The 13,612-nt window shown below is 62.1% G+C and carries 17 protein-coding genes and 2 pseudogenes; 11 read left to right on the top strand and 8 right to left on the bottom strand.

Features of this window, described 5'->3' with window-relative positions; genetic code table 11:
* The first annotated feature begins 243 nt into the window (after nucleotides 1-243).
* From N0Q91_RS24340 to N0Q91_RS24330, 3 genes and pseudogenes are all read left to right on the top strand, one after another.
* Nucleotides 244-1,584: an MFS transporter gene (locus N0Q91_RS24340; RefSeq protein WP_275599334.1), complete on the top strand. Its 1,341-nt coding sequence runs from the start codon at nucleotides 244-246 to the stop codon at nucleotides 1,582-1,584.
* Nucleotides 1,585-1,772: 188 nt separating this feature from the next.
* Nucleotides 1,773-1,984, top strand: a pseudogene (locus N0Q91_RS24335) (DUF3008 family protein).
* A gap of 213 nt (nucleotides 1,985-2,197) precedes the next feature.
* On the top strand, nucleotides 2,198-2,356 hold the full coding sequence (locus N0Q91_RS24330) for a hypothetical protein (RefSeq protein ID WP_018099036.1): 159 nt from the start codon (nucleotides 2,198-2,200) through the stop codon (nucleotides 2,354-2,356).
* A 38-nt stretch (nucleotides 2,357-2,394) separates the two neighbouring features.
* Here the strand turns inward: N0Q91_RS24330 and N0Q91_RS24325 are convergent, their stop codons facing one another.
* Complete coding sequence (locus N0Q91_RS24325; protein WP_018099035.1) at nucleotides 2,395-2,916, bottom strand: sigma-70 family RNA polymerase sigma factor; 522 nt, start codon at nucleotides 2,914-2,916, stop codon at nucleotides 2,395-2,397.
* Nucleotides 2,917-3,146: 230 nt separating this feature from the next.
* On the opposite strand from N0Q91_RS24325, the gene N0Q91_RS24320 reads away from it, so the two are divergent.
* From N0Q91_RS24320 to N0Q91_RS24305, 4 genes are all read left to right on the top strand, one after another.
* A complete protein-coding gene (locus N0Q91_RS24320; RefSeq protein ID WP_100671487.1) occupies nucleotides 3,147-3,428 on the top strand; it encodes a DUF1236 domain-containing protein in 282 nt (93 codons plus the stop codon).
* A 132-nt stretch (nucleotides 3,429-3,560) separates the two neighbouring features.
* Nucleotides 3,561-3,824: a hypothetical protein gene (locus N0Q91_RS24315; RefSeq protein WP_275599333.1), complete on the top strand. Its 264-nt coding sequence runs from the start codon at nucleotides 3,561-3,563 to the stop codon at nucleotides 3,822-3,824.
* A gap of 296 nt (nucleotides 3,825-4,120) precedes the next feature.
* Nucleotides 4,121-4,597, top strand: coding sequence for a CBS domain-containing protein (locus N0Q91_RS24310; RefSeq protein ID WP_018099032.1), 477 nt, complete (start codon nucleotides 4,121-4,123; stop codon nucleotides 4,595-4,597).
* The gene (locus N0Q91_RS24305) at nucleotides 4,591-4,851 is read left to right on the top strand and encodes a DUF982 domain-containing protein (RefSeq protein WP_018099031.1); all 261 of its coding nucleotides are present in this window, start codon (nucleotides 4,591-4,593) and stop codon (nucleotides 4,849-4,851) included. Before N0Q91_RS24310 ends, N0Q91_RS24305 begins: the two co-directional genes overlap by 7 nt.
* Nucleotides 4,852-4,879: 28 nt before the next feature.
* Here N0Q91_RS24305 and N0Q91_RS24300 read toward each other — a convergent pair whose 3' ends face one another.
* The 7 genes and pseudogenes from N0Q91_RS24300 to N0Q91_RS24270 all read right to left on the bottom strand — a co-directional run bounded on the left by N0Q91_RS24300 (nucleotide 4,880) and on the right by N0Q91_RS24270 (nucleotide 8,281).
* On the bottom strand, nucleotides 4,880-5,182 hold the full coding sequence (locus tag N0Q91_RS24300) for a DUF6074 family protein (protein WP_100671495.1): 303 nt from the start codon (nucleotides 5,180-5,182) through the stop codon (nucleotides 4,880-4,882).
* Nucleotides 5,183-5,580: 398 nt separating this feature from the next.
* Complete coding sequence (locus N0Q91_RS24295; protein ID WP_100671497.1) at nucleotides 5,581-6,363, bottom strand: SDR family oxidoreductase; 783 nt, start codon at nucleotides 6,361-6,363, stop codon at nucleotides 5,581-5,583.
* The gene (locus N0Q91_RS24290; RefSeq protein WP_198516676.1) at nucleotides 6,360-6,731 is read right to left on the bottom strand and encodes a hypothetical protein; all 372 of its coding nucleotides are present in this window, start codon (nucleotides 6,729-6,731) and stop codon (nucleotides 6,360-6,362) included. The genes N0Q91_RS24295 and N0Q91_RS24290 overlap by 4 nt, the downstream gene beginning before the upstream one ends.
* 103 nt (nucleotides 6,732-6,834) lie before the next feature.
* Nucleotides 6,835-7,257, bottom strand: a complete 423-nt coding sequence (locus N0Q91_RS24285; protein WP_275599332.1) for a low affinity iron permease family protein — start codon at nucleotides 7,255-7,257, stop codon at nucleotides 6,835-6,837.
* A 159-nt stretch (nucleotides 7,258-7,416) separates the two neighbouring features.
* Nucleotides 7,417-7,665: a DUF982 domain-containing protein gene (locus N0Q91_RS24280; protein ID WP_013850416.1), complete on the bottom strand. Its 249-nt coding sequence runs from the start codon at nucleotides 7,663-7,665 to the stop codon at nucleotides 7,417-7,419.
* Nucleotides 7,643-7,920: pseudogene (locus N0Q91_RS24275) on the bottom strand (DUF982 domain-containing protein). Before N0Q91_RS24275 ends, N0Q91_RS24280 begins: the two are co-directional and overlap by 23 nt.
* A gap of 109 nt (nucleotides 7,921-8,029) precedes the next feature.
* On the bottom strand, nucleotides 8,030-8,281 hold the full coding sequence (locus N0Q91_RS24270; RefSeq protein ID WP_275599729.1) for a DUF982 domain-containing protein: 252 nt from the start codon (nucleotides 8,279-8,281) through the stop codon (nucleotides 8,030-8,032).
* A 354-nt stretch (nucleotides 8,282-8,635) separates the two neighbouring features.
* On the opposite strand from N0Q91_RS24270, the gene N0Q91_RS24265 reads away from it, so the two are divergent.
* The 4 genes from N0Q91_RS24265 (at nucleotide 8,636) to N0Q91_RS24250 (ending at nucleotide 13,604) form a co-directional block, all read left to right on the top strand.
* On the top strand, nucleotides 8,636-9,733 hold the full coding sequence (locus tag N0Q91_RS24265; RefSeq protein ID WP_275599331.1) for a DUF475 domain-containing protein: 1,098 nt from the start codon (nucleotides 8,636-8,638) through the stop codon (nucleotides 9,731-9,733).
* A 208-nt stretch (nucleotides 9,734-9,941) separates the two neighbouring features.
* On the top strand, nucleotides 9,942-10,286 hold the full coding sequence (locus tag N0Q91_RS24260; protein WP_275599330.1) for a hypothetical protein: 345 nt from the start codon (nucleotides 9,942-9,944) through the stop codon (nucleotides 10,284-10,286).
* Nucleotides 10,287-10,539: 253 nt separating this feature from the next.
* On the top strand, nucleotides 10,540-12,288 hold the full coding sequence (locus N0Q91_RS24255) for a type I secretion system permease/ATPase (RefSeq protein ID WP_275599329.1): 1,749 nt from the start codon (nucleotides 10,540-10,542) through the stop codon (nucleotides 12,286-12,288).
* Nucleotides 12,285-13,604 carry an HlyD family type I secretion periplasmic adaptor subunit gene (locus N0Q91_RS24250; RefSeq protein WP_275599328.1) on the top strand — a complete coding sequence of 440 codons (1,320 nt, stop codon included), beginning with the start codon at nucleotides 12,285-12,287 and terminating at the stop codon, nucleotides 13,602-13,604. Before N0Q91_RS24255 ends, N0Q91_RS24250 begins: the two co-directional genes overlap by 4 nt.
* Nucleotides 13,605-13,612: the final 8 nt, after the last annotated feature.

Raw genomic sequence — 13,612 nt, 5'->3', positions numbered from 1 at the left:
AAGGTATGAGGTCGATGGTCGCACTGCAGCAATCCGCCGCAGTCGTTTTGCGACGCAGCATCTTCCGCCGCTTGCAGGTAGCGAGGACGTGAAACGCATAATTTCGCGTTTCTCCCCTTGATATGAGCGGTTGATTGGTCAAGATCCCTCCAAGGGGGCCTTGCGCTCTCACCTTGAGAGTACGAGCGGGTGCGGCGGAACACCGCATGTTCCTAGCCCCCGTGCGAGCGCGGGAGGCGTTTGATGAGCAGTGCAATGCAACAGTCCCTGGGACCGTCGTCCTCTTCGATGGAGCGCGACGCGCGGCGCATTCACGACGACACCTCCGTATCTGCCGGCAATATCGCCATCGGCGTCGTTATCGGCCGGGCAGCGGAATTCTTCGACTTCTTCGTCTATGGCATTGCCTCCGTGGTCGTCTTTCCCCAGCTCTTCTTTCCTTTCGCTCCGGATCGGTTGACGGCGACGCTCTACTCCTTCGCGATTTTTTCACTTGCCTTCGTTGCAAGGCCGGTCGGTTCGCTGGTCTTCATGGCCATCGACCGCACTTACGGCCGAGGCGTCAAGCTGACGATCGCGCTTTTCCTCCTCGGCGGTTCGACGGCCTCTATCGCCTTCTTGCCGGGCTATGAGACGCTCGGCGCCTGGTCCATCGCGCTGCTTGCCGTCTTTCGTCTCGGTCAGGGATTTGCGCTTGGCGGCGCCTGGGACGGGCTCGCCTCGCTTCTCGCTCTGAACGCGCCGCAGCACCATCGCGGCTGGTACGCGATGATTCCGCAGCTCGGCGCGCCCCTTGGTTTCATGCTCGCCAGCGCCCTCTTCGCCTATTTTCTCGTTTCGATTTCCGAGGCGGACTTTCTCGCCTGGGGTTGGCGCTACCCGTTCTTCGTAGCCTTTGCGATCAACGTCGTCGCGCTGTTCACGCGCCTGCGGCTCGTCATGACGAAGGAATTCGGAACGCTGCTCGACATGCACGAGCTTCAGGCGGCCCGGGTCACGGAAGTGCTCAGGGTAAATGGAGGCAACGTCCTCATCGGCGCCTTCGTCCCGCTTGCAAGCTTCGCCCTCTTCCATCTGGTGACCGTGTTTCCGCTCAGCTGGGTGGAAATCTACACGGATCACGGCGCAAGTTCGTTCCTGATGGTGCAGTTTCTCGGCGCGGTCTGCGGCATCCTCGCCATCGTCGCTTCCGGGCTGATTGCCGATCGCATCGGCCGCCGCAATCACCTCGGAATTTGCGCGGTCCTGATCGCGATTTTCAGCTTCGTCGCCCCGATGCTGCTCCAGGCTGGCGCCACCGGTCGCGACGTCTTCGTGATCGTCGGTTTCACGATCCTCGGCCTCTCCTTCGGCCAGGCCGCCGGAGCCGTCGCGTCGCGCTTCGGCAAGGCGTACCGCTATACGGGGGCGGCGCTCACCTCGGACCTGTCCTGGCTGATCGGCGCAGGCTTTGCGCCGCTGGTGGCGCTGGGGCTGACCAGCCGCTTCGGGCTCGCCTTCGCGGGCTACTATCTTCTCTCCGGCGCTCTTTGCACGGTCCTCGCGCTGGTCTTCAGCAAGAAGCTCGAGATCGACAACGAATAGAGCGAAGGCGAGAGGCTCGGAAAGCCCCTTCGTTTCCGTCCCGCCATGCGCGCCCCGAGCTTCCGTCATTGTTTCGGCTTGCCGATCAGAACCGTAAAGCTGGCTCGAGCGGGGGAACATAATCGAGTCTCGCCGGTTCCGGCAGCGACGCGGTGCGGGAGCGAACTCCGTGCATTGCGGTGAGTGCCATGCACCGAAAGGAGAAAGGAGCCATGCCTGCAAAGTCGAAGGCGCAGCAGAAGGCTGCCGGCGCGGCCCTTGCCGCCAAACGAGGCGAAAGAAGAAGAGCGAACTCAAGGGCGCCTCCAGGGGCATGGAAGAGTCCATGACCGAGAAGGAACTCGAGGAAATGGCCTCAACCAAGCGCAAGGGAAAGAAGGAACACGTCTCGGACAAGTAACCGCGCATGCTGAAAGCGCATTGCGCTTGCGGAACGCGCCGGTAAACGGTATTCGGGCCGAGGTATAAAAGTCCCGGTTTGCCCTCACGGTCGGAAGAATGTTTCAGCTCACCATGGCTGTAGCCCTTTCACGCCCGCCGTTTTGATGATGTACAGCGCCAAGCGGGAACAATATTCTGTAGCAGGATCCGGGTCGTGGTTAAGGACGGGCGAATGGACGATAGCAGGGTTTCCGCGGATGCGGACGCGGAAAAAGCCGTTGATGAGCGGATTGCGTCGCTCGTCCAGAAGATGCGCAAGGAAGCAGTCCCGGAGCGACTTCTCGAACTGGCGCGGGAGTTGCAAAAAGCCCTTGACGAGCGCAAGCGCTGACCGGAAGCCGGTTTGCTCTCGTTGAGCCGCTCGTCCGCTCAGTTCAGCGGATTGCCGTGCATTTGCGCCGTCAGTTCGTCACGTGCCCGGCTGAGCCGGCTCTTGATCGTACCGATCGCGCAGTCGCATATGTCAGCGGCTTCCTTATAGCTCATGCCGAATCCGGCAACGAGCACGAGGACCTCGCGGTGCTCCGGTGAAAGAGCCCCAAGCGCGCTGCGCAGCTCGCCGTTGAGGACGGACCACTCCTGCGACGGCGCCGTTGGAATCGGCAATTCGGCGCAATTGGTGCTCCCCGGGCTTTCCCGCGTGCGGATCTTGTACTGCGTACGAAATGCATTTCGCATGATCGTGAACAGCCAGGACTTGAGGCTCGTACCGGGCTCGAACTGCTCGATGCTTCTCAACGCCCGGAACAATGTCTCCTGAACGAGGTCGTCGGCCTCAAACGACGCTGACGTGAACGTTCGAGCGAACGCCCGCAGAGCGGGAATCAGATCGACGACTTGCTCCTCAAGCAGCGGTGATTGTTGCGATGCGTGACCGCCGATAGCAGGCATGTCGAATATTGCCCTTCTGCCTATGAAGATTTCTCTAGGTGACGTTGGGAAATGCCTTTCCGGCCCTTTGGTTCCTGAGAGCCGGGGGATATTTCCCCGACACGCTCAATGCGGCATCTGATCGCGCGGCCTACACCGGGAGAGATCTCCGCCGCTCGACACGGGAACCAAAAGCGACATCACCAGTTTGAGTGGTCTAGGGACATCCAGTTGAGTGGAAGGAGAACGCCATGAAGAGATTTGCATCTATGACTGCTGCACTGCTTTTGATCGGTTCATCGGCCGTCGCGCAGACGACAGTCGTCCTGCCCGGCGAAGTAAGAACCTATGTGATGGAGCAGAAGACGCCTTCTATCACCTATGAAGGCGAGATTGTCGTCGGGCAACCGATTCCGGAAACGGTGGAGATCCACACGATCCCGGACCAGCCCGATTTTGCCTATGCGATCGTCAACGAAAAGCGTGTCGTGGTAAATCCGAAGACGCACACGGTCGTGGAAGTCTTGGAGTAGCATTGCGCGTCTGACGGAGACGCGGCGCTGGATGTGCGCAGCATGCATGCGCAAGTCTGCCTGGTGCGGCTCCTGTCCCTGAATCACGAGCGTGGCGGCATGCGCCGCCACGCAAGCCCTTGAGGGCAATACATGGAAAATCGAAGCATCGAGTTTCGCCTGGCGGCGCACAGAGAAATCCTTGTTGCCGTCCTATCCGCGCTTTACCGCCACAAGGACGTCTGGGCGGAAGTCAACCGCGCCCTGGAAGAGGTCCCGATCGTTCAGGATCACGAGGAAGATCCCGGCGTCGTACCCTCGGAAGCCTTTGCCAGGCAGAACGCGATGACGACGGAAATCGCTTCCATGCTGCAGGACGCGAGGGACCGGACGGATCTGGACCCTCAGCCGCCTTGACACGCCTGCCGGGGCAATTAGACCGGAACCCCTTCTACCTTCGTGCGTTAATCGAAAGGCTGCGTTTTCAGCCCCCGCATGTCCACGCAAGAGAAGGGAGCGTATCGTGCGCGTTCGACTGAAACAGAAGCGTCCGAAATTTGCCCGGCCGCCTGAAAATCCAAATCCGAAGAAATCGGGGCGGAATACCTGGCAACCTCAGGTCATTGGCCCTTACCGTGTCGACCTCACTCCAAAGAAGTCGACGGCAGATGAAGTGGCAATTCCGGCCTCGATCAATGGGAGGAGTCTCATCGATGGCCGGCCATGAGGACAAGATGGTCCGTGTTCGGGACGTAATGTCTCGGCAGGTTTTCACCGTTTCTCCCACCGATACGGCGCAGTCCGTCGCCCGGCTCATGGCCGAGACAGGGGTTGGCGCGGTGCCGGTGGAAACGCCGGGTGTCGGAACGATCCTCGGGATCGTCACCGATCGGGATATCGTCACCTCCGTCGTCGCGCAGGGGCTGTCCAGTTCGACGGCTGTGTTCGAGTTCATGACAGTCGCTGCCGAATCCTGCGAGGAGGACGACAGCCTCCTGCTTGCCGCCCAGAAGATGCACGACCTGCGAATCCGGCGCCTCGTCGTCGTCAATGGGAAGCGACACGCGGCCGGCATCGTGGCTCTTGCGGACATCAGCCGGGTCAATCCGGAACTCGGCGGTCTCGTTCTCGAGGGAATCAACCGGCCCGCGCCCGTCGATAACCAACTTGAAGGAATGTCGACATGCTGACGCAGGATCGCCTCTGGAGCGAGGCGGTGATTCTGGAGGCCGGTGAGAACCGCGTCCTACGGGTACAGAGCACCCGCGACGCTTTCCTCTGCCTCAAAAATCACTGGCCGGTTGCCGACGGAGACGCAAAGCGCGAGGCCTTCGCAGCATGCGAGCGCGTGATCGACGGCGATGACGAGCCCGATGTCGCACGTGCCGCCTTCATAAAGGCCGCCGAGGAAGCACAGTTCAGCGTACATAGCTGGACCGGGTGATTTATCCGGCGTTACAAGGATTGAGGCATCATGGGCGGCTGTCGGAGCGGTTCCGGGCCGCAGGCTCCTGATAGCGTTCGGCGATAGCAATCTGGACTTCCGCCTGGAACGCGAGGACCTCGTTTCGGATATCGTCCTCGCGTAGACCGAGTGCGGAAAGCTGCTCGGCGAGCTTTCGGCACTCGCTCTTCCAGTAGTCGACGGCAGCGGGCCCGTGTATCCGGTCGAGTTCGCGTGCGCAGCGGTCGACATCGCCTGCGCGTGCCGCCAAAGGAAACGCGACCACTTCGCCGCCCCGGACCATGGCTCGTTCACCAAACTCAGCTGCCATCGAATCACCCTACGTTCATCACCAGCCACGTCTATCGGCTAGATGGTTAACGATTCATTCGCCCGCCATCGCTTGCCCTCTGGCGGTATCGTCCGGGAAAACCCGGAAGCGACAACATTATCCGGTGCGAAGGGAACAAACGCATCGCTGCACGGTTTGATAGTCGGACCGCGTGGAATCAAGTTCCCTCTCCGCAAAGCCCCTACGGATCCACGCGCTCCTCAATAATAACGAACAAAATAGTGGGCCCCGCCGCCCCGGGCGGGGCCCTTTCCTGTGCGGCTTTGCGTGTCGAAGTGTCGCGAGGGGAACGCATCTCAGGCGAGACCAGGAAAGACGGCCGGCGAGCGAGCGCGGAACGCATTCTTGTCGATCATGATCTGTGACGAGGGGAGGGACTATCGCAGCAGGCCCTGGCCGCCGTCGATCCAGACGGGGCTTCCGGTCACGTGGCGCGCACGCTCGGAGACGAGGAAGCGGATAAGCTCCGCCACGTCTTCGCTGCGCCCCGGTTGCCCGTCGGTGATAGGCACCTGCCCCTCCGGCCATTCGACGGGAATTGCCGTTTCCGCTTCGTGGCGCAGCTTGGTGTTGTCGTTGATGTTCGTCTCGATCTCGCCGGGGCAAACGGCGTTGACCCGGATGCGGTGCTTGCCGAGCTCCAGCGCCAATTGCTGAACGATCGCGACCTGTGCCGCCTTCGTGGCGGTGTAGGCCGTGGCACCCGGTGTCGTGAAGGTCCGGGTGCCATTGATCGACGAAACGACCACGATGGCGCCGCCCCCGCGCTGTTTCAGGTAGGGAACCGTCAAATGCAGGGTGAGGAACGTGCCGCGCAGGTTGACGGCGATCGTCTCGTCCCATTCGAAAGGCTTCAGGTCATCGATCGGCGCCCAGACGCCGTTGATGCCGGCATTGGCGACGACGATGTCCAGATGACCGAACTTGAGCACAAGATCTCTGACTGCGTTGCGCATCTGCAGCTCGTCGGAGATATCCGCCTCCAGCGCGATCGCCTGGCCGCCGGAACCGACGATCTCATCGGCGACTTCCTCCACCTCCATGCGGGTGCGTCCCAGCGCTCCGACCTTCACGCCGTCTGCGGCAAGCGCAAACGCGGTGGCTCGGCCGATGCCGGACCCGGCACCGGTGATCAAGGCGACGGGCGAGGACTGGTTCATGGCTGGCCGTTCTTCGCGCGGTCGGTCGGGATCGTGGAAACCGTAACGGATACCGGATCGCTGGCGGGGAATGTGTCCTCGAGGCCCTCGTCGAGCTGCCTTTCCATTTCATCCGTGTCTTTCGCGCCACGTGCGCTGCGGTGGATTTTCGAGGTCTCCTGGGACTCCTCGATCGCGCTGCAATCGGCGGACGCGAGCTCACGCATGACGGCTTGCGCCTTTTCGATGGCGTTGAGCCGGTTGAGGTTTGCGGCCGCGTCGTTGCGCATCGAGACCGAAACGATCTCACCGCCGTCGCCGACGAATTCGACCGTGAAGCCGGCTTTCCCGCCCTGTTCGGGGATCACTTGTGTACCTACAAGATGCATACGGCACCTCCTCGTTCGCTGCGGCGCTTCCATGCCGCATTGGGTTCTGCGGTCGCCCGCCATTCGTCAGGCAAACGGATGCGGTGTGTTTTGGTTCCGACGCCTAGCTCCGGGTCGGCGGCCGCCGGCTGAGAACGTTCGCGACCTTTTCCCGAAGCGTATGATCGTCTTCGTCGTGGGCGTGCTGCTGGAGTATCTCGCCCAGGCGTTTCAGCTCTTTCTCGTCGAGCCTCTCAATGCCTACGTAACTGTTCTCAGCCGAGCTCGTCAGAATGAGCTCGTCGAGCTTCGTCTGAAGCGCTCGGCCGTCCCGGTTCTGCGTGTTCTGAAGGACGAAGACCATCAGGAAGGTGACAATCGTCGTGCCGGTATTGACGACGAGTTGCCACGTCTGGGAAAAACCGAAGATCGGGCCTGTGAGGGCCCATACGGCTATCAATACAAGGGCGAGGACAAAGACGGCGGGGCGCCCGGCATACTCCGCCACCGCACTTGCAAACCTGCTGAAACCATTGGCCTTTGGCATCGGATATCCCACGTTTGTTGATCCGCTGATCAACACGCGAGCAGGCGAAGAGTTCCCACCCGACGCCAAGCTCCGTCAGGCGCGCAACGCTTCGTAGGCACCTTGAATCGTGGGTGCGCGCGGGAAGCCGCATGCGGTGTCCTCCCGCGCATGTATCGGTCAGCTTACGATATTGACCTGCGCCTCTTTGGCGGCAGCGACGAAGGCCGCCCGCGCGACATAAGCGGGGGATTCGCGTTCGAGCACCGCCATGCAGATGTCGATTGCCGCCTGGTAAGCCTGGCCGTGGCTGACCGGCCACCGCTTCGTCAGCAATTCGACCGCCTGTCGGGTGTTCGACACCATGTGGATCTGCGGATCATCGGGCATCCGCACGGGGACGCATTCATTCCAAGGGCCGGGGTCCATGACCTTCCTCCTGCAGCGGCACGACCGTCAGAAAGGCCTCCCGCAAAGCGGCGATGAAGGCAGCCCGCGCATCTTCCGGCCTCTTTCTGCGCTTGAGCGCCGCATTGCATGCACGGATGGCGCAGCCGTAATAGGCGCCGTCCCGCACCGGCCATTCGCTTTGGAGGCAGTGCATCGCGTCGAGCGGGCCGACAACCGTGCGGCACCGTCGAGCATGTTGATATTGACGGGCTTGCTCCATGGAATCTCGTACATCGTTCTTCCTCGCCCAATCCGAAGGCCGCCAGCACGGCGCCTCCCGCGTCCCACTCCGAAACTTGATCGACCGCGTCTTTCGACGCGTTGGAATCTAAATTGTTCTGGTCTAATGGCTGCGGATCGAAATATGTGCCTCTTCCGCTGCCTTTATAAAGGCCCTGCGGGCCCTTTCGGTCTTTACCTTGCCATCCAGAACCTGGAGGCATACGCGCTTGGCTGCGGCCAGCGCCGGTCCATCCCGACGCGGCCATCGCTGCAACAGGCATTCTACGGCCTCGCGCGTGCTTTTCACGTCGCGATATTTGCCCTCGGTTCCGAGTTCCAATTCGACACTCTTATCCCACCAGAAACAATGCATGACGCTAGCCTCGCGGGGTTGTTGCCGGTTGGAAATGAAACTTGGGAAACGGGCTTTTGGTTCCGCTGCGAGCACGCGCCTGCCCCTTGACGCAAGGCGCGGCATTGCTAAGTAAGAGACGTCCCGCTCTTGGACATCGGAATGCGGGATGAACATTGGTGCCGGGCCCCTCTGGCGAGAGTTTACGGCGCTCTCGTGATGTCGGTACCGCCAGCAAGTCACGCCGGCGGATATAGCTACCATGAAAACTGATCTCATGCCTCACGCATGTGCCCATACGGCTGTGCGTTTTTTTGCCTCTGGAAATCTCCCTTTCGCCCACGCTTCCACAGCGCGTGGAGGGGAGGTTCGCCCATGACCGGATCCAGCACACAGACAACCGCCCTCGGTTATTTCAAATGGGCGTTCATCGTTACGGCTGCCGGGCTTCTGCTTGGCGGATGGCTCGGCTGGCAGTCGACCGGCACCATCGGCGGAATGATGACGGTGTTCTTTATCTGCACCGTGCTTGCCGTCCTGGAAATCTCGTTGTCCTTCGACAACGCCATCGTCAATGCCAACAAGCTCAAGGACATGACCCCCGTCTGGCAGCAACGCTTCCTGACCTGGGGCATCCTCATCGCCGTTTTCGGGATGCGCATCGTCTTTCCGCTGCTGATCGTGGTCATCGCCGCGGGTATCGGTCCGATCGATGCCGTCATTCTCGCAGCGGCCCGGCCCGAGGAATATTCCCGGATCATGCACGAGGCGCATCTGCCGATCGCCGCATTCGGCGGTACATTCCTGATGATGGTCGGTCTCACCTATTTCTTCGATCATGAGAAGGACGTGCACTGGATTGCATGGCTGGAGAGCCGGATGGCGCGCTTTGCGACCATCAAAGGCGTCGAAATTGCCTTCGTGCTGGCGCTCATACTCGGCTTTTCGAGGCTGCTCGAAGCGGAAGAAGCCGTAGTCTTCGTTCATGCCTGCGTTTACGGCCTCCTCACCTTCCTGGCCGTCGAGGTGGTCGGCGGTCTGCTCGACGCCTCGCAGCAGACGATGAGCGCTGCGGCGAAGGGGGGCTTCGGGGCTTTCCTTTATCTGGAAGTGCTCGACGCCAGCTTCTCCTTCGACGGAGTGATCGGCGCTTTCGCTTTGACCCAGAACCTTTTCATCATCGCCATCGGGCTCGGCATCGGGGCGATGTATGTCCGCTCCATGACGATCATGCTGGTCGAGAAGGGCACGCTCAGTGAATACCGTTACCTGGAGCACGGCGCCTTCTACGCTATCCTGATCCTTTCCGTGGTCATGTACTTCCAGACGCTGATCCACATTCCCGAAGTCATTACCGGCCTCGGCGGGGCGGGCCTCATAGGTCTTTCGCTCTGGTCTTCGATCCGGCACAACAGGCGGGAAATGGAGCAGGTCGAGGGCGACACGCGCGGGCGCAGACGCCTCGAGGCCTGAGCCAAGCGCGGGTCATTGGATACATCCGGCCGAAAGGTCTCATCAGGATGAGGAACGACCCGGCGGATATTCCGCCGGGTCGTTCTTTTTCGTGCGCCGCATTTTCTCCTGCCTTGCCGGAAAAGTGCCAAAGTCTTGGGCAATTGGGGCCGGCCCTGCCGGCCGCGAGTCCCTGCGCGCCGTCGGGCTGAAGAAATTGCGCGGAGGAATGCTTGTGAACGCCAGTCCGAACGATCTTGCCCTGATTGCGGTAATGCGCCGGTATTTTTCGCTGAAGGAGGAGGCGGGCGCCTTGAAGGGGCGGCTCGAGGCCGCCCGCAGGAGCGCCGGCGACGAGATAGGCCGCTTCTATGATCCGCGCACCAATGAGACGCACGCGGACGAGATTCTCGCATGGCATCGCCTCCGGCGGGAAATGGAGGAACTGATGAGCCTTGCCGCGACATGGGGAAGGGGCGGCAGCATCGAGGGAAGCTCTCTGGCAGCGACGGCCGAGCCTATCCCTCCGACCGTGTCCGCCCCTCTGGCCGAGGCCGCAGCTTCGATGGAGTGATGGCGCGAATGCCGGCGGCAAGCGCATTCGCAGTGACCGGTAGTCAATTAAGCAAGTTTGGCGTACATCATTATATTTTCGGGAACAACTCTTCCTTGCGAGCTTTGGAAGTATGAGCCGGCACGATCCAGACAACGGGACAAAAAAGCGTCGATGCGGATGGCCGGTCTCCGGTGTTCGGCGGCGGATGAAGAGAAAAGGAGCCGCATGCACCTGAAACCCGATAGCGAGATATCAGCCGGTGCCTGAGTTCATGGCTACATCCAAGGGCAGGAATGCCGATCCAGCCGCGGCACTTCGCGATTGCCGGGCGGCCTTTATCGGCGTCGGCATCGCCAGCGCGCTCGTCAATCTTCTCTATCTCACCGGTTCGTTCTTCATGCTCGAAGTCTACGACCGGATCCTGCCGAGCCGCAGCATTCCGTCGTTGATTGCCCTCTCTCTCCTCGCGCTGTTGCTTTATGCCTTTCAGGGAGCCTTCGAGCTCATCCGCGGGCGGATGCTGGTGCGCATCGCCGGCGCCCTCGACGAGAGCCTGAATGGACGCATTTACCGCGCAATCGTGAAGGCGCCGTTGAAGCTCAGAATGCAGGGAGACGGCCTCCAGGCGCTGCGCGACTTCGATCAGGTCCGGTCTTTCCTGTCGGGCGTCGGTCCGGCCGCGCTCTTCGACCTGCCCTGGCTGCCTTTCTACATCGCGATTTGCTTTCTTTTTCACCCGGTCATCGGGTTGATCGCGATCATCGGCGGGTTGATCCTGACGTTGCTCACCTATCTCACCAACCGCGGCACGCAGGCGCCTGCCAAGAAAGCGTCCGAAGCCGGAGGGCTGCGCAACGCCTTCGCTCAGGCCTCCCAGCGCAATGCCGAAGTGGTGCATGCCATGGGCATGTCCGCGCGGCTCACCGGGCTGTGGGAGCGCCGCAATACGGAATTCCGCGACGAGAACCGGCGTACGTCCGACATCGGCAACGGCTATGGCGCGTTGTCGAAGGTCTTCCGCATGGCGCTGCAATCCGGCGTTCTGGCGGCCGGCGCCGTTCTGGTGATCCGCGGCGAAGCTTCGCCCGGCATCATTATCGCCGGCTCGATCCTGACGGCCCGGGCTCTTGCGCCCGTGGAACTTGCGATCGGCAACTGGCGCGGTCTTGTCGCGGCACGTCAGAGCTGGCAGCGTCTCAAGGAATTGCTCAAAGCCCTGCCGGAGGCCGACGCGCCGCTCCAGCTTCCGGACCCGCGCGAACGCCTCACGGTCGAGGGGCTGGCAAGCGGTCCGCCCGCGGCACAGCGCCTCATCGTCTCGGATGTGAACTTCACCGTCCGTGCCGGCGGCGCCGTCGGCGTGATCGGCCCGAGCGCCTCGGGAAAATCGTCTTTGGCGCGCGCCATCCTCGGAATCTGGCCCGCCTATCGCGGTTCCGTTCGGCTCGACGGCGCGGCGCTCGACCAGTGGGACAGCGACGCGCTCGGCAAACATGTCGGATACCTGCCGCAGGACGTGGAACTGTTCGCCGGGACGATCGCGCAGAACATCTGCCGCTTTGCGGAAGACGCGACATCGGAGGCGATCGTCGCCGCCGCGAAGGCGGCGCGTGTCAACGATCTGATCCTGCGCCTGCCGAACGGCTATGACACCGAGATCGGCGATGGCGGCATGACGCTTTCGGCCGGCCAGCGTCAACGGGTGGCTCTGGCGAGGGCCCTTTACGGCGATCCCTTCCTCGTCGTTCTCGACGAGCCGAATTCCAACCTCGATGCGGAGGGCGAGCAGGCGCTCAGCGAAGCGATCATGAGCGTGCGCAGCCGCGGCGGCATCGTCATCGTCGTCGCCCATCGGCCGAGCGCGCTTGCAAGTGTCGATCTCGTGCTGATGATGAACGAGGGTCGCATGCAGGCCTTCGGGCCGAAGGAGCAGGTTCTCGGCCAGGTGCTTCGCCCGCAACAGGTGGAGCGACAGAATGCCCTGAAAGTCGTTACAGAAGGGCAGGAGGCGAAGCAATGAGGGGCTGGATCCAGCAGCAGAGGCCGACTGCACGCCGGTCGCTCTCCCGCCATTTGATCGGCGTCTCGGTCCTTGCGCTTGCGCTCGTTGCCGGTGTCGGCGGCTGGGCCGCGACGACGGAGCTTTCGAGCGCCATCGTTGCCGGCGGCGTCGTGATCGTCGACGATAACGTCAAGAAAGTCCAGCATCTGACCGGTGGCATCGTCGGCGAACTCCTGGTCAAGGAAGGCGATCGGGTCGAAGCGGGCCAGGTGCTGATCCGCCTGGACGGTACCACCGTGCGTGCCAATCTGGCGATCATCGAGAGCACGCTGGCGCAGTTCTACGCCCGACGCGCCCGGCTGCAGGCGGAGCGGATCGGCGCCGCATCCTTCGAAATCGAGGAGGATCTTGCCGAGTTCATCCCCGGCACGGCGGCGGCGAAGCTCATAGAGGGCGAACAGCGGCTCTTTGACAGCCGCCGGTCGGCGCTTTCCGGCATGAAGGGACAGCTCGAATCGCGAAAGGCGCAGCTCGCCGATGAGGTCGAGGGGCTCACTGTGCAGCTGAACGCGATCGAGGAGGCGCTGAAGCTGATTGCGGAGGAGCTGACCGGAGTCGATTCGCTTTTCGGCCAGGGGCTCGTGCCTATGCAGCGGGTAACGACGCTGAAGCGCCAGCGGGCGGAGCTGGAGGGTGGGCGCGGCAGGCATATTGCCGCCCGGGCCCAGGCCCGCGGCAAGTCGAGCGAGATCGACCTGCAGATCCTGCAGCTGGACGAGGACCGGCGCAGCGAGATATCGAAGGAACTGACGGACGTCGAGGCGAAGATCGCCGAATATGAGGAGCGCCGCACCGCCGCGACCGACCAGCTGCGCCGCCTCGATATCACCGCGCCGCTTCCCGGGCGCATTTACCAACTGGCGATCCATACCGTCAACGGCGTCGTCAATCCGGGCGAAACGCTGATGCTTGTCGTGCCCGAGGCCGAGGACCTGACGGTCGAGGCGAAGGTAGCGACCCACGACATCGACCAGATCCGTGTCGGCCAGCCGGTTGAAATCCGCTTCAGCGCCTTCAACCAGCGCACTACGCCGGAGGTCGAAGCCGAAGTCGTGACCGTCGCTCCTGATCTTGTCACGGACGAGCGCACCGGCGCCAGCTACTACCCGCTGCGCATCCGGCCGAAAGCGGAGAGCCTCGCCAAGCTGAAGGGCCTTTCGCTCTATCCGGGCATGCCGGCCGAGGTGTTCATCAAGATCGCCGACCGGACGGTGATCTCCTATCTGACCAAGCCCCTTACCGACCAGATGCGGCATGCCTTCCGGGAAGATTGAGACCGGCG

This window comes from Sinorhizobium prairiense, assembly GCF_029201645.2.
Lineage (GTDB): Bacteria > Pseudomonadota > Alphaproteobacteria > Rhizobiales > Rhizobiaceae > Sinorhizobium > Sinorhizobium meliloti_A.
Note: the sequence above shows the minus strand (reverse complement) of the source record. Positions and strands in the feature narration are given on the sequence as shown.

Coding starts and splice junctions, on each gene's coding strand:
- N0Q91_RS24340 (WP_275599334.1), top strand. CDS start 244: ATGAGCAGTGCAATGCAACAGTCCCTGGGACCGTCGTCCTCTTCGATG.
- N0Q91_RS24330 (WP_018099036.1), top strand. CDS start 2,198: ATGGACGATAGCAGGGTTTCCGCGGATGCGGACGCGGAAAAAGCCGTT.
- N0Q91_RS24325 (WP_018099035.1), bottom strand. CDS start 2,916: ATGCCTGCTATCGGCGGTCACGCATCGCAACAATCACCGCTGCTTGAG.
- N0Q91_RS24320 (WP_100671487.1), top strand. CDS start 3,147: ATGAAGAGATTTGCATCTATGACTGCTGCACTGCTTTTGATCGGTTCA.
- N0Q91_RS24315 (WP_275599333.1), top strand. CDS start 3,561: ATGGAAAATCGAAGCATCGAGTTTCGCCTGGCGGCGCACAGAGAAATC.
- N0Q91_RS24310 (WP_018099032.1), top strand. CDS start 4,121: ATGGCCGGCCATGAGGACAAGATGGTCCGTGTTCGGGACGTAATGTCT.
- N0Q91_RS24305 (WP_018099031.1), top strand. CDS start 4,591: ATGCTGACGCAGGATCGCCTCTGGAGCGAGGCGGTGATTCTGGAGGCC.
- N0Q91_RS24300 (WP_100671495.1), bottom strand. CDS start 5,182: ATGGCAGCTGAGTTTGGTGAACGAGCCATGGTCCGGGGCGGCGAAGTG.
- N0Q91_RS24295 (WP_100671497.1), bottom strand. CDS start 6,363: ATGAACCAGTCCTCGCCCGTCGCCTTGATCACCGGTGCCGGGTCCGGC.
- N0Q91_RS24290 (WP_198516676.1), bottom strand. CDS start 6,731: ATGCATCTTGTAGGTACACAAGTGATCCCCGAACAGGGCGGGAAAGCC.
- N0Q91_RS24285 (WP_275599332.1), bottom strand. CDS start 7,257: ATGCCAAAGGCCAATGGTTTCAGCAGGTTTGCAAGTGCGGTGGCGGAG.
- N0Q91_RS24280 (WP_013850416.1), bottom strand. CDS start 7,665: ATGGACCCCGGCCCTTGGAATGAATGCGTCCCCGTGCGGATGCCCGAT.
- N0Q91_RS24270 (WP_275599729.1), bottom strand. CDS start 8,281: ATGCATTGTTTCTGGTGGGATAAGAGTGTCGAATTGGAACTCGGAACC.
- N0Q91_RS24265 (WP_275599331.1), top strand. CDS start 8,636: ATGACCGGATCCAGCACACAGACAACCGCCCTCGGTTATTTCAAATGG.
- N0Q91_RS24260 (WP_275599330.1), top strand. CDS start 9,942: ATGCTTGTGAACGCCAGTCCGAACGATCTTGCCCTGATTGCGGTAATG.
- N0Q91_RS24255 (WP_275599329.1), top strand. CDS start 10,540: ATGGCTACATCCAAGGGCAGGAATGCCGATCCAGCCGCGGCACTTCGC.
- N0Q91_RS24250 (WP_275599328.1), top strand. CDS start 12,285: ATGAGGGGCTGGATCCAGCAGCAGAGGCCGACTGCACGCCGGTCGCTC.